Origin of the sequence: Pseudomonas sp. MYb193, assembly GCF_002966775.1 — a bacterium.
Lineage (GTDB): Bacteria > Pseudomonadota > Gammaproteobacteria > Pseudomonadales > Pseudomonadaceae > Aquipseudomonas > Aquipseudomonas paracarnis.
This window is the reverse complement of sequence record NZ_CP023269.1, coordinates 2557708-2577693: the sequence shown is the minus strand read 5'-3', so window position 1 is coordinate 2577693 and position 19986 is coordinate 2557708. Positions and strand designations below refer to the sequence as shown.

Here is a 19986-nt window from a genome sequence, read left to right as displayed (position 1 = left end):
GTTCAAATCGCCTCTAGTTCGCTCAAAAAGTCACGAAGGTCATCAAAGTCTTCCACGCTGCCGGCGCGGAAAGTGGCTGCGGCCTGCACGTAGGCGCGCAGCGATTCAGTCTGGAACAGTTCCATCAACGGTACGTCCAGGCCGAGCTCGGCCTGCACCCGCGAGGTAATCTGGATCGCCAGCAAGGAGTGGCCACCGACATCAAAGAAGTTGTCGTTCAGGCCCACTTGCGGCAGGTGCAGAATGTCGGCCCAGATCGTGGCGATCTGCTGCTCAAGCTCGGTTTGCGGGGCCAGGTACTGCTGCTGCATCTGGCTCGCATCCGGCACCGGCAGGCCTTTGCGGTCGAGCTTGCCGTTGGGGGTCAGCGGCATCTGCGCCAGGAATACGAAGTGGCTGGGCACCATGTAGTCCGGCAGGTCGGCTTTCAGGGCACGACGCAGGGCGTCACGGAACTCAACCTGGTCGGCCAGGCTGGCGTCGGCCGGTACCACATAGGCCACCAGTTGTTTGCCGGTCGGCCCCTCCTGAGCGACCACCACGGTTTCACCGACACTGGCTTGCTCGCGCAAGCGCGCTTCGATTTCCCCCAGTTCGATACGGAAACCACGGATCTTCACCTGATGGTCCACACGCCCCAGGTAATCCACTACGCCATCCGGACGACCGCGGGTCAGGTCGCCGCTGCGATACACGCGACTGCCGGGCTTGCCGAACGGGTCCGGCACGAAGCGTTCGGCGGTTAACGCCGGACGCTCCAGATAACCCCGGGCCACGCCCTCGCCGCCCAGGTACAACTCGCCGGCTACGCCGATGGGCTGCAGGTTCAGTTGCGCATCCAACACGTAGCCACTGCGGTTGCCCAGCAAGGTACCGATGGGCGCGTAGACGGCTCCGCAGGGGTCGCCCTTGCGTGCCTTCCACAGCAGCGGCGTGACCACGGTTTCGGTCGGGCCGTAGCCGTTGAACAGGTATTTAGGTTTCAGCGCGCGCCACGCCAGGTCATAGCTGGCTTGAGCAACGGCATCACCACCGAAGCAGTACACCCGCACTGGCGGTGGGTTCCCATCGCGCTCGGCATGTTCGGCCAACTGTTGCAGGTACACCGGAGGGAATACCGCCATGGTCACGTTGTGGCGATGCATCTGCTCGTAGGTGTATTCCGGCAGCCACAGGCTGTCGTCACGGATCAACACGCTGGCGCCGTTGATCAGCGGGTGCATCCAGCCTTCGTGGGAGCCGTCGAAAGCGAACGACATGAAGTGCAGTTCGCAATCGGCCGGTGAGGTTTCATAGCGCTCGCCAGTGGCGATGATATGCGCCACCAGCGGGCCGTGTGACACCGCCACGCCCTTGGGCAAACCGGTGGAGCCGGAGGTGTAGATCACGTAGGCGAGGTTGTCGCCGTCCAGCGCCACATCCGGTGCCGTAGCGCTGTAACCGGCCCACTCTTCGGTGCGATCAATCGCCAGGGTATCCAGGCCCTCGGGGACTGGCAGTTGCTGCAACGCCCGGCTGTGAGTCAGCAGCAGTTGCGCACGGCTGTCTTGCATCATGTACAGCAGGCGATCACGTGGGTATTCGATATCCAGCGGCACATACACGCCACCAGCTTTCATCACCGCCAGGAACGCCACCATGATCTCGGCACTGCGCGGCATGGCGATGGCTACCCGCACTTCCGGGCCGACGCCACGGGCGATCAGGGCACGGGCCAGGCGGTTGGCCTGGCGATCCAGTTCACCGTAAGTCAGGGTTTGCGCGTCGAATTTAACCGCCACTGCGTCCGGGGTTTGCCGGGCGCGATCGCCGACCAATTCATGCACCAGGCGCTCGGCTGAGAAGCCGGCGTCGGCCTGGTTCCACAGCTCAAGAATCTGCTGTTGCTCGTCCTCGCCCAGCAGGCTCAATTGGCTGATGGGTTGCTGTGGGTCGATCACCATTGCCCGCAAGAGGTTCTGCCAATGCCCGGCCATGCGCTCGATGGTCGCCACGGCGAACAGATCGGTGGCATAACTCAGAGAGGCACGCAGGGCCGTCTGGCTTTCTTCCACATCCAGCGCCAGGTCGAACTGGGCCACGCCTTCGTCCAGATCCAGGACTTCGACGTGCAGGTCGGCCAGGCGATGCAGATGGCTGTCGGCAGCGCTCACACGGTGGTTGAACAACACTTGGAACAACGGGCTCAGGCTAAGGCTGCGCTCCGGTTGCAATGCCTGCACAAGCTGTTCGAACGGCAGGTCCTGGTGAGCCTGGGCCTCCAGGGAGCGCTGACGCACCTGGTGCAGCAGTTGCTCGGTGCTCATTTGCCCGTGGATATCGGCCTTGAGCACTTGGGTGTTGACGAAGAAGCCGATCAACCCCTCGGTTTCCAAGCGGTTGCGGTTGGCAATCGGCACGCCTACGCGCACATCTTCCTGGCCGCTGTAGCGATGCAGCAACGCCTGGTAAGACGCCAGCAGCAGCATCGGCAGCGTGACGCCAGCGTGCTGCGCCAGTGCGCGCAAACTGCCCAACAACTCCGGATGCAACTCGATACCCAAGCGTGCGCCACGATGGCTTGGCTGTGCCGGGCGCGGCTGGTCGAACGGCAACTCCAGCACCGGTTGCTCGCCGCTCAACTGCTCGCGCCAGTAGGCCAGTTGACGCGCCTGCTCCCCCGCCTCCATCCAACCGCGCTGCCACACGGCATAATCGGCGTACTGGATCGGCAGCGCCGGCAATTGCACGTCCTGGCCTTGGCTGTTAGCGGCATACGCCTGCACCAACTCCTCGACCATCAACTGCATCGACCAACCGTCAGAAACGATGTGATGCTGCACCAGCACCAGCACGTGGTCGTCCTCGGCCAGGCGCAGCAAGGTGGCCCGCAGCAGCGGCCCACGCAGCAGGTCGAAAGGCTGGGCGACCACCTGCGCGACCCGCGCCTTGAGGCCGGCATAGTCGCTGTCGACCTGCTCGATATCGACCCGGCCCTGGGCGTCAATGACTTGAACCGCGCCAGTGGCGTCCTGACGGAAATACGTGCGCAGGCTTTCATGGCGAGCCAGCAAGCTATCAAAGCTCTCTTGCAGCGCGGTCAGGTCCAACGGCCCCTGCAAACGCAAGGCGCTGGGGATGTGATACGCGGCGCCGGCCGGGTCCAGTTGCCAGAGGAACCACTGGCGCTCCTGGGCATAAGATAGCGGCAGAGGCTGCGTGCGGTCTGCCTTGATCAACGCCGGCGCGGTGACGCCCTCCTCGCCCAAGGCCCGCACGAAATCACCCAGTAGCGGCTGTTCGAACAAGGCCTTGAGTGGGACTTCCAGCGCCAGGGCCTGACGCACCCGTGACACCACCCGCGTGGCCAGCAATGAATGCCCGCCCAACTCGAAGAAATGATCGTCGAGGCCCACTTGGGGCAACTCCAGTACCTCGGCCCAGATCGCCGCCACCTGCTGCTCGCGCGGGGTGACGGGCGCTACATGGCCCTTGAGCGAGAGGCTGACATCCGGTTTGGGCAATGCCTTGCGGTCGAGCTTGCCGTTGGGGGTCAGCGGCAGGCTGTCGAGGAACAGCCACTGCGCGGGCACCATGTAGTCCGGCAAGCGCTCGCGCAGCGCGGTTTTATAGACCTGCGACGCCTGCGGCGCGGCGCTGACCAGGTAAGCGATCAGCCGGTCGTTATCGGCCAGCACCACGGCTTCGCGTACGCCGTCGAACTCACGCAAGCAGGCTTCGATTTCACCCAGCTCGATACGGAAACCCCGGACCTTGACCTGATGGTCGACGCGGCCGATGTATTCCACCAGGCCGTCGGCCCGATAGCGTGCCAGGTCACCGGTACGGTACAGGCGTTCGCCCGGAGCTCCAAACGGGTTGGGCACGAAGCGCTCAGCGGTCAGCGCCGGCTGCCCGTGGTAACCCCGCGCCAAGCCGACACCGCCGATCAGCAGCTCACCGGACACACCTTGGGGGCATGGCGTGAGACCGGCATTGAGGATGAACAAGCCGGTATTGGCGATGGGCCGTCCAACGAACGGCAATGCCTGGTGCAAACGATGAGCCGCCGACCAGATGGTGGTTTCCGTCGGGCCATAGAGGTTCCACAGTGGGCCTTGCAGTTCGAGCATGCGCTGGGCCAAATCGACGGGCAGCGCTTCGCCACCGCACAGGCAGGCGATGCCACGCAGTGAATGAGCCCGTGGGCTGTCGAGCAACATGCGCCAGGTCGAGGGCGTGGCTTGCAGCACATTCGCCGCCTGACGCTGAGCCAGATCGAGGATCGTCTCGGGGTCGAGGGCCGTTGCCTGGGTGCTCAGCAACACGGTACCGCCGACACTCAGCGGCACATACAGCTCCAGGGCGAAGATATCGAACGAGAAGGTGGTCAGCGACAACAGCCGCGCATCCTGGCCGATACTCAACGTGCCGGCCATGCCGCTGGTGAAGCTGCACAGCGCCTTGTGACGAACCATCACCCCTTTGGGCTTGCCAGTGGAGCCAGAGGTGTAGATCACGTAGGCCAGATGCTCCGGTGTCACGGCAACCTGGGGGTTGTGCTGCGCTGTGCCGGCCTCCTCCACCATCAGCACCTGCACGCCGTGCGGCTGAGCCAGGTGCCCCAGCAGGTGCGGTTGCGTCAGCAGTACTTGGGCGCGGCTGTCTTCAAGCATGTAGGCCAGGCGCTCTGCAGGGAATTGTGGGTCGAGCGGCACATAGGCGCCACCGGCCTTGAGGGTCGCGAGCAAGCCAACCACCATGTCCAGGGAACGCTCCACGTGTACTGCCACCAGCACGTCCGGGCCGACGCCCATGTCGATCAGACGATGGGCCAGCCGATTGGCGCGACGGTTGAGTTCGCCGTAGCTCAGGTGCTCGTCATTGAAGTGCAGCGCGATGGCGTCGGGTTGCGCCGCGGCCTGGGCCTCAAACAACTGGTGTACGCAGCGTTCGCGTGGGTAGTCGGTGTCGCTCCGGTTCCAGTCGTGCACCATGTGCTGCCATTGCGACGGGCTGAGCATCGCCAGGTCGTCCAAGGCCACCGAGGCATCCTGCAGGACTGCGCGCAGCAGGTTTTGCCAATGCTCGGCCAGGCGTTCCACGGTCGCCGCGTCAAACAGATCCGTGGCGTAAGTCAGCGAGGCCCAGAGACCGTCCACCGATTCCTCGGTTTCCAGGTTCAGGTCGAATTGCGTGCTGTGACCGGCCCAATCCACTGGCTGCAAAGCCAGGCCGGGCAATTGCACCGGGGCTGAACGCAGGCTGTCCTGATGGTTGAACATCACCTGGAACAGCGGGTTATGGCTCAGGCTGCGCTCGGGCTGCAACACTTGCACGAGCTGCTCGAACGGCAGGTCCTGATGGGCCTGCGCCTCCAGGGCACGCTGCTTGACCTGGGCCAGCAACTGGTCGAACGGCATCTGCCCGTGCACGTCAGCTTGCAGCACCTGGGTGTTGACGAAAAAGCCCAGCAGTCGCTCGGTTTCGAAGCGATTACGGTTGGCGACCGGTACGCCGACACGCACCTGTGCCTGGCCGCTGTAGCGGTGCAGCAAGGTCTGGAACGAGGCCAGCAACAGCATGAACAGCGTCACGTCCTGACGCTGGGCCAGGGCCTTGAGTTCAGTCAGCAGCGCACGCTCCAGATGAATCTGGCGGCGCGCGCCACGATGGCTCTGCACTGCGGGGCGTGGATAGTCCAGCGGCAGGTCCAGCAACGAATGTTCGTGCCCCAGACTAGCGCACCAGTAATCGAGCTGGCGTTGTTGTTCCCCAGCCGCCATCCAGTCGCGCTGCCACTGGGCGTAGTCGGCGTACTGGATCGGCAAGGCCGGCAACCCTGCGTCGCCTTGGTAGAGCGCCACCCACTCGTCGATCATCACTTGCATCGACCAGCCGTCAGAGATGATGTGGTGCTGGGTGATGACCAGCACATGGTGATCAGGCGCGACGATCAGCAACTTGACGCGCATCAGCGGGCCGTTGCGCAGGTCGAACGGGTGCTGGATCTCTTCGGTGACAGCCTGCTCGATAGCGCCGGCGTCGACCTCTTGTTGTTCAACCGGCACTGCCAGGCTTGGGTGGATGACTTGCACGGTGTGCTCGCCCGACTCCACAAAGGTGGTGCGCAGTGGTTCATGGCGCTGCACCAGGGCCTCGACGGCGCGCTCCAGCGCCGCGATGTGGAGTTCACCACGCAGGTGCAAGGCGCTGGGCACATGATAGGCCGCGCTGGTGGGATCCAATTGCCAGAGAAACCACTGCCGCTCCTGGGCAAAGGACAACGCCAGCGGCTGCTCACGGCCAACCGCCTGCATCACAGGCGCGGTATCGGCCTGCACGCCTGCGCACGCCGCTGCGAAAGCGGCCAGCGTCGGCTGTTCGAACAGGGCCCGCAACGGCACTTCCAGCTTGAGATCGTGGCGCACCCGGGAGATCACTTGGGTGGCCAGCAAGGAGTGGCCGCCGCGTTCGAAGAAGTGATCTTCCAGGCCAACCTGCTCGACCTGCAACACTGCTTGCCAGATCGCCGCCAACTGGATTTGCAATGGACTTTGCGGCGCCACGTAGGCGGCGCTGGCCTGGTTCAGGTCGGGTGTGGGCAGCGCACGGCGGTCGAGCTTGCCGTTGTGGTTCAACGGCAAGGCATCGAGGACCACCCAATGGCCCGGCACCATGTAGTCCGGCAACGTCTGGCGCAAGCGCGCCGCCAGTGCCTGGGCCTCCAGCGCTTGGCGTTCGGCGGGCACCACGTACGCCACCAACTGCACGCCGGTCGCGCTCGGCTGCGCAAGCACGGCGGCTTCTCGCACGTTGGGCAAGGCTTGCAGGCTGGCTTCGATTTCGCCCATTTCGATACGCAGGCCACGAATCTTCACTTGATGGTCGATACGCCCGACGTACTCCAGCGCACCCGCCGGGTTGTACCGGGCCAGGTCGCCACTGCGATAAAGCCGCGCACCGGGCATGGCGGAAAACGGGTCCGGCAAGAAGCGCTCGGCGGTCAGCGCCGGGCGGTCGAAATAGCGTTGCGCCAAGCCAACCTCAGCACCAATGCACAGCTCGCCCACGCCATCGGTGGCCAACAGTTCGAAACCGCTGTCGAGTACATACAGGCCGCGCCCGGCAATCGCCTGCCCGATTGGCACGCCGTAGGCATCGTTGGCATCGGCCAATTGGCACTCATGCACGCTGGAGACCACCGTGGCTTCGGTCGGCCCGTAGGTGTTGACCAGGCGCACATTGCCCAAGCCCGCGGCGTACCACGCACGCACGCCCTCCACTGACATGGCTTCACCCCCCACATGTACCTGGCGCAGCTTGCCCAGGGAGCGACGGTGCTCGGCGCACTCTTGCGCCAACAGGTACCAGTAGGCGGCGGGCAAATCGGCCAGGGTCACGCCCTGCTCGACAATCTCTTGCGCCAGTTGCCCGGCATCCCAGAGTTCGTCGCCACGCATGACCAACGCCGCGCCCGCACACAGGGGCGGGAAGCACTGTTCGACAAAACCATCGAAACTGAAGGTCGCAAACTGCAACACGCGGTCCTCGGCGCTCAGTCGGCTGTACAGCGTGGCGCTGTCACAGAACTGGCCAAGGGCGGCATGGTCGATGGCCACGCCTTTGGGCTGGCCGGTGGAGCCAGAGGTGTAGATCACATAGGCCAGGTCAGCCGCCGCCGCGTGATTAGGCGGATTGGTCGTCGGGTAGCCGGTCAGTTCGTCGCCACTGGCGCTGAAATCCATGCGGGTCAGGCCGCGGGGCAAAGGCAAGTCGGCGAGCAAGCCGGTTTCGCTGAGCAGCACGTCCAGGCGGCTGTCGGCGAGCATGTAGGCCAAACGTTCCGCCGGGTATTCAGGGTCCAGCGGTACGTAGGCCGCCCCGCTTTTGAGCACTGCCAGCAGGCTGACGATCAATTGCGGGCCACGCCGCGAAGCCAGGCCCACCCGTTGGCCGGGGCCGACACCCAGCGCCAACAGGCGATGGGCCAGGCGGTTGGCGCGCTGGTTCAACTGGGCGTAGCTCAAGCTGGCGTCACCAGCCTGTACAGCCAGGGCGTCTGGCGTCGCCTCGGCCTGGGCTGCGATACGCTGATGCACGCGTTCGTTGGCCTGGGGCGCTGCGGCTGAGCGGCTCAGAGCGAGCATCTGCCGTTGCGCAGGGACATCGAGAAGGCGCAGGTTGCCCAGCGGCATGTGAGCATCTGCGAGCAATTGCGCCAGCAGGTGTTGCAAGTTGGCGCTCAGCTGCGCCACGTGCGCCTCGCTGAACTGGGCACGGTCATAGCTGAATTCCAGGCGCAGGCTGGCGCCCAGTTCGATGCCCAGAGTCAATGGATAGTGCGTGCGCTCATGGTTGTGCAGTCGACCGAAGGTCAGGCCGGCCGGCGCGCCTTGCTTGAGCGCCTCGGCGACCGGGAAGTTCTCGAACACCAGCAAGGTGTCGAACAGCGCGCCTTGCTGGCCGGCCCAGCCCTGGATGTCGTAGAGCGGCACATGTTCATGGTCGCGCAGGCTGAGGTTGAGCGCTTGCAGTTCGCTGAGCCAGGTTGCGGCCGACTGGGCTGGCGAGGCTGCGCTGATGATCGGCAAGGTGTTGATGAACAGGCCCAGTTGCTGCTCGATCCCCGGCAGCGGTGCGGAACGCCCGGCCACGGTGGCACCGAAGGCGACGCAGTCCTGGCCGGTGTAGCGTTGCAGCAATAGGCTCCAAGCCCCTTGCAACAGAGTATTGAGGGTGACTTTGTGCTGGCGTGCGAACTCGCCGAGGCGGCGGGTAAAGTCGCTCTCCAGCGCCACGTGATGGTCAGCCATGCCCACCCCGTCTACCGGCGTGCGCAGCGCTTGCGCCAGCAGGGTCGGCGCCGGCAATGCCGCCAGGGCGTTTTTCCAGAACGCTTCGCCCGAGGATTGTTGTTGCAGCCAGGCGAGGTAATCGCGGAACTGCCCGAGCGGCGCCGGCACTGCCTGCCCCGCATAGTGAGCGATGACTTCACCGAGCAACTGCGCGTTACTCCAGCCGTCCATGAGGATGTGATGGCTGGTGAAGATAAAGTGCCAGGCCGCACCGGCACCGCGCGCCAGCGTCAGGCGAAACAGCGGCGCGGCATTCAGCGCAAAACCGCGTTCGCGTTCGGCTTGGGCCAGGGTGTCGAAATCGGCGTCGGGGTCTTCGATCACTTGCAGTTGCAGGTCGACCTGGCGCTGGATCAGCTGATGAGCACTGTCCAGGCCCAGCCAATGGAAGCTGCTGCGCAGGATGTCGTGACGGTCCAGTGCGGCCTGCCAGGCACGCCCGAAGGCGAGCAAATCAAGGCCCTCGATGTCCAGGCGCAACTGGTTGATGTAGGCCTGGGCCTCGGGTTCCAACAGGGTGTGGAACAGCATGCCTTGCTGCATCGGCGACAGCGGATAAAGGTCGGCAATCGCCGGCCCGGCCACGGGCAAGGCATCCAGTTGCTGCTGGGTGAGGCGTGCCAGCGGGAAATCCGACGGGCTCACCTGGCCTGCCGGCGTGGCACAACAATGCTCGATCAGCGCCCTGAGTTCGGCTGCGTACTCGTCCGCCAGACCTTGAACAGTTGCCGCCTCGAACATCTCCCGGCTGAACCCCCATTGCAATGACAGCTCGCCGCCATACACCTGACCTTCCAGTGTCAGCCAGTTGGCCAGCGGTGCCTCTGGATCCTGGGCCTGGCCACTGCCCTGACTGGCCGGCACAAACAGTGCCGACTCGTTGAACTGACGGTCGAACTGGCCCAGGTAGTTGAAGGTGATGCGCGGCGCGGTAAGGTTCGCCAGGCTTTCCTGCGCGTGTGGCGCGCCCAGGTAGCGCAGCAGGCCGTAGCCCAGGCCTTTGTCGGGCACGGCGCGCAGTTGTTCCTTCACCGCCTTGATCGCCTCGGGCAACTCGCCTTCGGCGTGCAGGCGCACCGGGTACAGGCTGGTGAACCAGCCGACGGTGCGGCTCAGGTCGATGTCGTCGAAGAGGTCTTCACGGCCGTGACCTTCCAATTGGATAAGCGCAGCAGATTGCTCGCTCCAGCGGCTGATCACCCGCGCCAAGGCGGTCAACAGCAGGTCGTTGACCTGGGTGCGATAGGCCGCTGGCGCGTCTTGCAGCAGTCGGCGGGTGTGCTCGACGTCGAGGCGTGTTTCCAGCTTGGCGCCCAGGCGGTTTTGCAGGCCGCCTTCGGGGTGATCACACGGCAGCTCGGCGTCGATGGATTGGGCTTGCCAGTAAGGCAGTTGCTCCTCGACGGTCTGCGCGTGGCGGTGCAACTGTTGCGCCCAGCGCTGGTAGGCACTGGTTTTTGCCGGCAGCACCTGTTCGCGGTAGGCCTGTTGCAGGTCTTCAAGCAGGATGCGCCAGGACACGCCATCCACCACCAAGTGATGGATCACCAACAGCACACGCTGGCTGCCATCGGCCATGCTCACCAACGCGGCGCGCAGCAGCGGGCCTTGGGCAAGGTCAAGGCTGCGCTGGGCTTCATCACACAGCGCCGCCAGCTCAGCGTCGGTGCCGGCCTGGCATTGCCACAACAGCGGTTCGCTGACATAGGCAGCATGGCTCTGCTGCCAGCCGCCAGCCTGCTGCACAAAGCGCAGGCGCAAAGCGTCGTGATGCTGGATCAACCGCGCCAGCGCGGCCTCCAACCGTGCAGGCTCAAGCACCTCACCGGGCACCAGCAACAAGGATTGATTCCAGTGATGCCGCGCCGGGATCGGCTGGTCGAAAAAACTGTGTTGCACGGGCGTCAGCATCACCTCGCCACTGACCGGGCCCTGGTCGATCAGGCTGACCTGCTCAAAGCGCGCCACCAGAGCCAGGCTGCGGATGCTCTGGTACTGGAACAGGTCACGCGGGCTCAGGCGAATGCCGGCCTGACGGGCGCGGCTTACCACCTGGATAGAGATGATCGAATCGCCGCCCAGCTCGAAGAAGTTATCGTCCTGGCCGACCTGCTCAACGCCCAGCACGTCGCTCCAGATGGCAGCCAGGGCTGTTTGCAGGTCGCCTTGGGGGGCGACAAATGCCTGTTGCAATGCCGCATCCGGCAGTGGCAACGCCTTGCGGTCGAGCTTGCCGTTGGCGGTCACCGGCAGCTTGGGCAGCGCAATGAAATGCGTCGGCACCATGTATTCCGGCAAGCTGCTGAGCAACCATTCCTTGAGGTCCGTTGGCGCCTCGCCTTCGTGTACAAGATAGGCGACCAACTGCTTGCCGCCCTGTACCAGTACCACGGCTTCGCGCACGTGTGGATGCTGCATAAGGCGTGCTTCGATTTCGCCCAGCTCGATACGCAAGCCGCGCAACTTGACCTGATGATCGAGACGGCCGAGGTATTCGATTACCCCATCGGCACGCTGGCGCACGCGGTCACCGGTGCGATACAGGCGTTCGCCCTTCAAGAACGAGCTGGGCACAAAACGTTCGGCGGTCAACGCCGGGCGTCGATGGTAACTGCGCGCCAGGCCGACGCCGCCCAGGTAGAGTTCGCCACTGACGCCGGCCGGCACCGGGTTGAGTTGCGCGTCCAGCACGTAGGTGCCGAGGTTGGCGATGGGGCGGCCGATGGGCACGCTGTCGGCGCCTTCGTCAATGCAGGTCCAGTGCGTGACGTCGATGGCCGCCTCGGTCGGGCCATAGAGGTTGTACAGCGCCGCAGCGGGCAACTTGGCGAACACTTGCTGTTGCGCATCCAGGGGCAAGGCTTCGCCGCTGCACACAATGCGCGTGAGGCTTGCGCACGCCTGTACGCCCGGCTCATGGATAAACGCCTGCAACATCGACGGCACGAAGTGCAAGGTGGTGATGGCGTGTCGGCCAATGGTGTCAATCAGGCGCGCCGGCTCACGGTGTTCGCCAGGCGCCGCGACCACCAGGCGGGCGCCGGTCATCAGCGGCCAGAAGAACTCCCACACCGACACGTCAAAGCTGAACGGGGTTTTCTGCAACACCGCGTCATTGGCACCCAGGCCATACGCCTGCTGCATCCAGCTCAAGCGGTTGACCAAGGCGCGATGGCTATTGCCGGCGCCTTTGGGCTTGCCGGTGGAGCCCGAGGTGTAGATCACGTAGGCCAGGTTCAGGGTATGCAAGGCCACGTTCGGCGATTCGCTGCTGTAGCCGTCGAGCCATAGCGCCGGCTGGTCCAGGGCAATTACCTGGATACCGGCGACGGGCAGCGACGCCAGCAAGCTCTGCTGGCTGAGCAGCAGTTGTATGCCGCTGTCTTCGATCATGTAGGCCAGGCGTTCCCGGGGGTACTCAGGGTCGAGGGGCACGTAGGCGCCACCGGACTTGAGAATCGCCAGCAGGCCAACCACCATTTCGATGGAGCGCTCGATGCAGATACCTACCAGCACGTCGGGCCCCACGCCCTGCTCGCCCAGGGCATGGGCCAACTGGTTGGCGCGCGCATCCAGCTGGGCGTAGGTCAAAATGGTGGTACCGAACAACAGTGCCGGTGCATCGGGGCTGCGCCGCGCCTGGTCTTCGATCAGGTGATGAATCCCGCGCTCGGTCGGGTACGCCTCGGCGGTCTGGTTCCAGGTGTGGACCAGCCGTTGCTGTTCAGCCGCGTCAAGCATGGGCAATTCGCCAATGCGCTGTTCGCCATCGAGCACCATGGCTTGCAACAGGCTGATCCAATGCCGGGCCATGCGCTCGATGGTGGGCGTATCGAACAAGTCATTGGCGTAGGTCAGCGCGGCATGCAGGGTGCCGGACTTTTCATAGGTGTCCAGGGTCAGGTCGAACTGGGTGGTGCGGCCTTGCCATTCCACCAGGGCCAGTTCCAGCCCCGATGCAGTGCTGACCGAGGCGATGTCGGCGACTACCGGCTGATGGTTATACATCACCTGGAACAGCGGCGTGTGGCTCAGGCTGCGCTCGATTTTCAGCGCTTCCACCAGCCGTTCGAAGGGCAGCTCCTGATGGGCCTGGGCGCCCAGGGCATGCTCCTTGATACCTTGCAGCAACTCGGCAACCCGCGTTTGCCCGGTCAGTTCGGTGCGCAAAACCTGGGTGTTGACGAAGAAACCGATCAGCCCCTCGACTTCGGTGCGATTGCGATTGGCAATCGGCACACCGACGCGAATGTCGCCCTGGCCGGTATAGCGGTGCAACAGCACATTGAAGGCACCGAGCAGCAGCATGAACAGGGTGACGTTGTGTTTTTGCGCGCAGCTGCGCAGTTGCGCGGCCAGTGCCGGCTCAATCGCGAAGTTGTGCCGTGTGCCTTGGTAGCTGGGCATGGCCGGGCGCGGGTGGTCGGTGGGCAGCTCCAGAACCGGATGTTCATCGCCCAGGCGAGCCTGCCAGTACTCCAACTGGCGGGCCTGCTCGCCCGCTTCCAGCCAGCGGCGCTGCCACAGGGCGTAGTCACTGTACTGGATGGGTAGCGCCGGCAGTTGGGGCGCTTCGTTGCGCTCATGGGCGTCATAGCAGCGGATGAACTCGTCGATCAGCACATTCATCGACCAACCGTCGGAAACGATGTGGTGCAGGGTCAGCAGCAGCACGTGTTCCTGCTCGGCAAGCTTGAGCAGTTGCACGCGCAGCAGTGGCCCGTGCTCCAGGTCGAACGGCAACAGCGATTGACGGGTGGCGGCGGCGTTGACGGCCTGCTCCCGTGCGTCGATGGCCAAGGCCGTGAAGTCCAGGTGCTCGACGGTCACCGACGGCTCCACCGCCACCTGCGCCAGCCGCTCATCAGCCTGACGCTGGAACACCGTGCGCAAGGTTTCGTGACGCGCCACCAGGCTGGCGAACGCTTGCTCCAGCGCTGGCAGGCTCAGCGCCCCCCTCAAGCGCACTGCGCCGGGCAAATTGTAGGCGCCGCTGGCCGGGTCCAACTGCCATAGAAACCACATGCGCTGCTGCGCGTAGGACAGCGCCTGGCGGTCCTCCACCTCCACCCCTGCCGGAATCGGAAACCTTGAAAAATCCACGCCTTCTTTCTGCAAGGCTTGCAGGAACAGTTGGCGTTTTTCCAGGGGCAGCCCGATAAACCGGCGAGCAAGTTTCAAGGAGTCTTCAGCATTCATTTCTTGGAATCCGGGGCAATAGGCGGGAAGCACAAAGGCACGTCGTCCCTATAAAACGAACCGGGCGGGGAAAAATTAGCGAGGGGATGGGTGGCGCCGAGTGAGCTGTCATCAGGGGTTACATCAATCCCCGGGAAGGGACGCGAACCTGAGCTAGGATTGACGAACACCACTTTTTGCAACTAAATTTAGTTACACGCAGGGACCGCCGTGTCCAAAAATGAAAAGCTGCTCGCCAAACTGCTCAATGAGCACATGGCATTTACCTGGTCTGAGCTCGTCACGTTATTACGCCGATTGGGATACACACAGATTGAAGGGGCTGGAAGCCGGGTCAAGTTCGACATTGGCGACCCCGGTGCAATGATCACCCTGCACAAGCCTCACCCCGGCAACGAACTGAAACACTACATTCGCCGCCAGATCATCGAACAATTGAAATCAGGAGAACTGATTCAGTGAACAACCAACTGAAACACAAAGGCTACATCGGCTCCATCGAAGCCAGCCTCGAAGACAACTGCCTGTTCGGCAAGATCCTCTTCATCAAGGCGCTGGTGAGCTACGAAGGCAAGACGGTCGCAGAGTTGGACGCCGCGTTCAAAGAGGCGGTGGAGGATTACCTCACTACGTGCCAGGCCCTGGGCCAGACACCCGAGAAACCCTGCAAGGGTTCATTCAACGTGCGTGTCGGCCACGACCTGCACCTGGCTGCGGCCCTGGCGGCGACTCGAAAAAAAGTAACGTTGAACGACCTCACGCGCCAGGCGCTCAACGAGTTCCTGCAGCAACATGGCGCAGAGGGGCTTGCCGCCGTTTGAACGCGAGCGTGCAGGCCAGGCGCCGGCGTCCCTGGCGTCTTTCGAGGCTAGGGGCGGGCGCAAGGGGCTAGGTCATGGTGCGCCCTTATCCCTTTCTCCAACGAAATTGATTCCAAACAGAACTAACGTATCCAATTGTATTTTTCGTCCAAGCTTCTAGATTGAAAAATCAAACGCCTTCCTTTCCTGACCCTTGGTCCGCAGTAACGTCCAATGGCATAGACACGCGGAGTCTTGCTATGAACGACATCACCCCACACTCAGCCCTGCCAAAAACCACAACCCGCCTCCAGCTTCCTGCCCTTGAATGCCCGCTACCGCTAAGGGTCGATGAAGCGCTAGGTGAGCACATCAATGAGCTGTTAGTCGGATGGGTGCGGCGAACCGGTATTTTCAAGGGTCAAGTGGCGCACGTAAGGGCCTCGAATTTCGGACGCTTCGTGATGCTGTGCCACCCCGACACCGACGACGTACAACGCTTGTTGTTGGCTGCAAAATGCATGGCCGCGTTGTTCGCGGTGGACGACCATTATTGTGATGACGAACGACGCGGCGCCAACCCCAAGTTATTGGGTGCGCGCTTATCACGGGCTCTGGCCACAATGGACAAGGCTTACCTGAACCCACCCTACGATCGCGCACTGAAACACACTCTTGAAGATGACCCCGTGCTGCGTGGCCTGAAAGGCTACATGAACCATCTGGACCGCTACGGCACGGCGTCCCAAAAGGCGCGCGTACGGCACGAGACCATCGCCATGTTCGTCAGCATGGGTGCAGAGGCGTCGTGGCGGATCGAACATAGCCTGCCCCACATCTGGGAGTATCTGGCGCATCGTCAGGTCAATAGCTTTATCCCCTGCATGGCCCTCATTGATATCGTTGGCGGCTATGAGCTTGAGGCCGATATCTATTTCTCTGCGCCTGTGCGTGAAGTGGTAACGCTGGCCGCCAGTACAACCATGATCGTCAATGACCTGTTCTCCGCCGCCAAAGAGCAACAGCCTGACCTCAGCGATTTCGACCTGCCCTCGTTGCTCGTACACGAACAGGGCCACTCGTTTCAGGATGCACTGGCGCTTAGTGCAGACATTCACAACGCACTCATGCGTCGCTACGAAACCAAGGCAAGGCAAGCCCTGGAAGGCGCCTCACCTTCGCTCCAACGATTCCTCGGCGGGGTAAAAGCGTGGCTGGCAGGCAATTACGAATGGCATCGGCACAGCGCTCGCTATCATGTTTGAACCGACCCGGCATTCAACCCAACCGTCGATACCCCAACACGGCTGAGCCCATGACGACGCACCCCGCCGCCAGCGCCACCCAAAAACCGCTGGTGGCGCCAAAGTGGTCGATCATCCATCCCGAACTGGCGGCGCCAATGGCCACGCCGATGCTCAGGCCGGTGATCAGCCAGGTCATGCCTTCGGTAAGACGGCTGGCCGGGACGATCTGCTCCACCATGGCCATCGACACAATCAAGGTGGGCGCGAAGAACAGCCCGGAGATAAAGATTGCAGCGGCCAAGCCGGGAATATTACTCACCAGCAGCAAGGGCAAGGTGGTCAACGCTGTGGCTACGCCGCAGTACAGGAACTGACGCGGCAACGGTGCCTTGAGTTTGAGGGCACCGAAGGCCAACCCCGCCAGGCACGAACCAATGGCATACACCGACAGCACGATACTCGCCGCCGCCGGCTGGCCTTGATGCTGGGCGAAGGCCACGCTGACCACATCCACCACGCCGACGATCACGCCCATGGCCAGCAGCAAAATCATCAGGATCAATACCGACGGCGCCGCAATCAGCCAGCGACCGTGTGCCCCCTGATGCGCGTGTACCGGTGGCTCGGTTTGCCGTTGCAACACAAAGGTGGTGACGCCCACCGCCAGCAACAGCGCCGCCACCAAGGGCCCGGCCTCTGGGAACACCGCCACACTCAACCCCACCGAAATGGGCGGGCCGATGATGAAGCACACCTCATCGAGTACCGACTCCAGGGCAAATGCGGTTTGCAGCCTGGGCTGGCCACGGTACAACTCGGTCCAGCGCGCTCGCACCATGGCCGACATATTGGGCATGCAGCCCGCCAGCGCGGCGAACAGAAACAGCGTCCAATTCGGCGCCTGCAACCGCGTACACAGCAGCAACATCAATAGCGCCCCGCCGCCGATCAGCGCGGCAATCGGCAGCACCCTGCCCTGGCTGTAGCGGTCCACCCAACGTGACACTTGCGGCGCGCAAATCGCCGTGGCCAGGGCAAACACTGCCGCCACCGAACCGGCCAGGCCATAGCCGCCATGCACCTGGGACAGCATGGTGATCAGGCCGATGCCGGTCATGGATATCGGCATGCGCGCCAGCATGCCAGCGAGCACAAAGGCCCGGGCACCAGGAACCTGGAATAATTCAGCGTAGGGGTTTGCCATCCTGCTCGACCTCTTGCTCGACGCCCTGGGCTTGCTATCTGAATCCATCAGGGCAAAATACATACGACGCGTATGTGGCAGATCATGCTTCGCATACGCAGCGTATGTCAATCACTTAGCCAAGAGACGCCCATGAGCCGAGCCCGAGCTGAAATGATCGAAGACACCCGCGCCCGCCTGATAGCGAGCGCGCGCCGGGCCTTCGCCACCCAAGGCTATGCCAATACCTCGATGGATGACTTCACTGCCCGCGCCGGCCTGACGCGCGGTGCGCTGTATCACCACTTTGGTGACAAAAAAGGGCTGCTGGCGGCGGTGGTCGCTCAACTCGACAGCGAGATGGACGCGCGCTTGCAACGCATCTCGGAGCAGGCCGTAGAGCCTTGGAGTGGTTTTTGCGAGCGCTGCCGGGCTTATCTGCGCATGGCCCAGGACCCGGAAATCCAGCGCATTGTATTGCAGGATGCACCGGCGGTACTGGGCGACACCGGCTCCCAACAACACTGCGTGGAATCCCTGCGCCAATTGCTGGAGGCCCTGATGCGAGCGGGCCTGATGCCGACGGCACCCAGCCACGCACTGGCGCAGTTGATCAACGGCAGCCTGGTCAATACCGCGTTGTGGATTGCCCGGGATGAACACCCGGGCACACGGCTGGAGGAAGGCTTGCAAGGCCTGGAGCTGCTCCTGCAGGGGCTGAGCCTCATACCAACCGTTTGATCTGCTTATGCCGCCACACCAGGCGGTAATAGGCGATCTGCAACACCAGCATCGCCAGGTAGGTCACCGGAAATGCCATCCACACCCCTTCCAATCCGAAGTGCGCGTTGAACAGATAGGCCATTGGCAGTTCCACGCCAAGCACGCAGAAGATCGAGATCGCCACCGGCATCAGCACCACGCCGCTGGCACGCATGATGCCGCCGATCACCGCCTGGAAGCCGAATACCAGAATGCTCCAGAGCATGATGTGCAGTAGGTGTTCGGCCCGCAGCCGTGCGCTGTCGTCGGTGATGAACAGGCCCAGCAACCAGTGGGACAGCCCATAGCCGAGCACGATCAAGCCACCGGTGAGGCACAGGTTGATCACAAGCCCCGTGCGCAGGATCGGCCCGATACGCTCCAGGCGCCCGGCGCCAATCGCCTGGGCGCCGAGGATCGAGGCGGTGATGGCAATCGACAGCGCCGGGAACTGTACATAGTTGACGATCTGCGTCACCGCGCCATAGGCCGCCGTGGCCTGGGAACCGTGGCCGTTGACCAGGGCCAGGATGACCAGCTCCGACAGCGATAGCACCACCATCTGCAAGCCCGTCGGCAGGCCGATGCGCAGGACTTTGCCGAGGATGACGCGGTCCAGGCGCAAGGCGGCAAGCAGCTCGCGGTCTGGCGCCATCACGTGGTTTTTGTGGCGCAGGCGCAGGACCAGAAACAGCATCGCCAAAGCGTTACCCACCAGCCCGGCATACACCGCACTCTGGATGCCCAAGGGCGGCAGGCCGATCCAGCCGCGAATCAGCGCAGGCGTCAGCAGCAAGCCCACCAGAGTTGAGACCATCAATGCCAGCAACGGCGAAATCGTGTCGCTGACCCCACGCAACAGTTGGGTATAGAGGATGAACACCAGCAGCAACGGCATGATCAACATCATCATCTGGGCGTAGCCCACGGCATCGTCGAGCACATCCACCGGCGTGCCCAACGCCTGCAATGCCGGGCGCGCAAACAGGCTGCCCAGCACGGCGGCCATCAGGCCCACCAACGCGCCCAGGGTCAGGGTGGCACCGGTAATCACCTTGACCATTCCGGTCTCCTGGGCGCCCCATGCCTGGCCGATCAACACCGAGGCGCCCGCCCCCAGGCCGATCACCAGGGCGATAAAGAAAAACACGATGGGAAACATCCCCGACACCGCGGCCAATGCCTGGGTGCCCAGCATCTGGCCAACGTAAATGCCGTTGAGGGTGCCGGAAAAGCTTTGCAGGAAATTGGACAGCACCATCGGTGCCAGGAACAACAGATAGATTTGCCACAGCGGGCGTTGCTGGGTGACGTCCATGAAGGTCTGAGCCCCTTGATTATTGGACTGGGAAGGCATTGCGCGACAGCCAGGCCAGGTAGGTGCGCACGTCCGTCGGCCAGTGCGCGATACTGTTCGAGAAGCCGTCCCTGTCCTGGGCAAACAGCGCACGCGAGGCGTCTTCAAAGCCCGGCAGATTGCCGCCAATCGCGCTCATGAAGCGATAGCTGGCCTCCTTGGCCTGGCGCAATTGATCAGCGCTGGCATGAGCCATACGCGCTTCATCCACCAACCGGCGCAAGGCAGCCGACGCACCACCACGCTGCTGGCCGAGCCACTCCCAATGACGTGGCAGCAATGTGACTTCCCGGGCGACGACGCCCAACTTCGGGCGGCCTACCGAGGGCGTTGCGGGTGGCTCGTCGTCGCTTTCGGCCTGGGGAGGGTGCGGCGCGTGACCTGCTGGCCACGGATAATCGACTTGAGTGCCCGTGGCGTCATCGAAGACCAGGAAGCTACCGGCGGGCAAAGCCTGGGCGACAAGGGACTCGGCCACATCGACATAGGTCCCCGCGGCGATGCATTGATGACCTGCGAACGCGGTGCAGAGGGAAAGGGTGTGCGTGGTCATCTTTTATTACCCGGATGTTATTTGTTTTACCCGGATAATATTAGGCTT

General features: G+C 63.2%; 8 protein-coding genes. 4 read left to right on the top strand and 4 right to left on the bottom strand.

The annotated features are described in order from the left end of the window. Window positions 1-2: 2 nt before the first annotated feature. Entirely contained in the window at window positions 3-14036 is a 14034-nt protein-coding gene (locus CLM72_RS11985) for a non-ribosomal peptide synthase/polyketide synthase (protein ID WP_105226584.1), read from the bottom strand. Window positions 14037-14246: 210 nt separating this feature from the next. Between CLM72_RS11985 and CLM72_RS11980 the strand changes: the two genes are divergently transcribed. From CLM72_RS11980 to CLM72_RS11970, 3 genes are all read left to right on the top strand, one after another. Beyond that, window positions 14247-14498 (top strand): type II toxin-antitoxin system HicA family toxin, encoded by a 252-nt coding sequence (locus tag CLM72_RS11980; protein WP_105226583.1) that lies wholly within the window; start codon window positions 14247-14249, stop codon window positions 14496-14498. Next, complete coding sequence (locus CLM72_RS11975; RefSeq protein ID WP_105226582.1) at window positions 14495-14857, top strand: type II toxin-antitoxin system HicB family antitoxin; 363 nt, start codon at window positions 14495-14497, stop codon at window positions 14855-14857. Before CLM72_RS11980 ends, CLM72_RS11975 begins: the two co-directional genes overlap by 4 nt. 239 nt (window positions 14858-15096) lie before the next feature. After that, entirely contained in the window at window positions 15097-16101 is a 1005-nt protein-coding gene (locus CLM72_RS11970) for a family 2 encapsulin nanocompartment cargo protein terpene cyclase (protein ID WP_146120474.1), read from the top strand. A 13-nt stretch (window positions 16102-16114) separates the two neighbouring features. Here the strand turns inward: CLM72_RS11970 and CLM72_RS11965 are convergent, their stop codons facing one another. Beyond that, window positions 16115-17287: an MFS transporter gene (locus CLM72_RS11965; RefSeq protein ID WP_105226580.1), complete on the bottom strand. Its 1173-nt coding sequence runs from the start codon at window positions 17285-17287 to the stop codon at window positions 16115-16117. Window positions 17288-17419: 132 nt separating this feature from the next. Here CLM72_RS11965 and CLM72_RS11960 point away from each other — a divergent pair, with 132 nt between their 5' ends. Further along, on the top strand, window positions 17420-18007 hold the full coding sequence (locus tag CLM72_RS11960; RefSeq protein WP_105226579.1) for a TetR/AcrR family transcriptional regulator: 588 nt from the start codon (window positions 17420-17422) through the stop codon (window positions 18005-18007). Here CLM72_RS11960 and CLM72_RS11955 read toward each other — a convergent pair. Together CLM72_RS11955 and CLM72_RS11950 are read right to left on the bottom strand one after the other, a co-directional pair. Continuing rightward, window positions 17991-19346 (bottom strand): MATE family efflux transporter, encoded by a 1356-nt coding sequence (locus tag CLM72_RS11955; protein WP_105226578.1) that lies wholly within the window; start codon window positions 19344-19346, stop codon window positions 17991-17993. The two genes, CLM72_RS11960 and CLM72_RS11955, sit on opposite strands and share 17 nt — an antisense overlap. 19 nt (window positions 19347-19365) lie before the next feature. Continuing rightward, complete coding sequence (locus CLM72_RS11950; RefSeq protein WP_054897051.1) at window positions 19366-19938, bottom strand: DUF2239 family protein; 573 nt, start codon at window positions 19936-19938, stop codon at window positions 19366-19368. Between the last annotated feature and the right edge of the window lie 48 nt (window positions 19939-19986).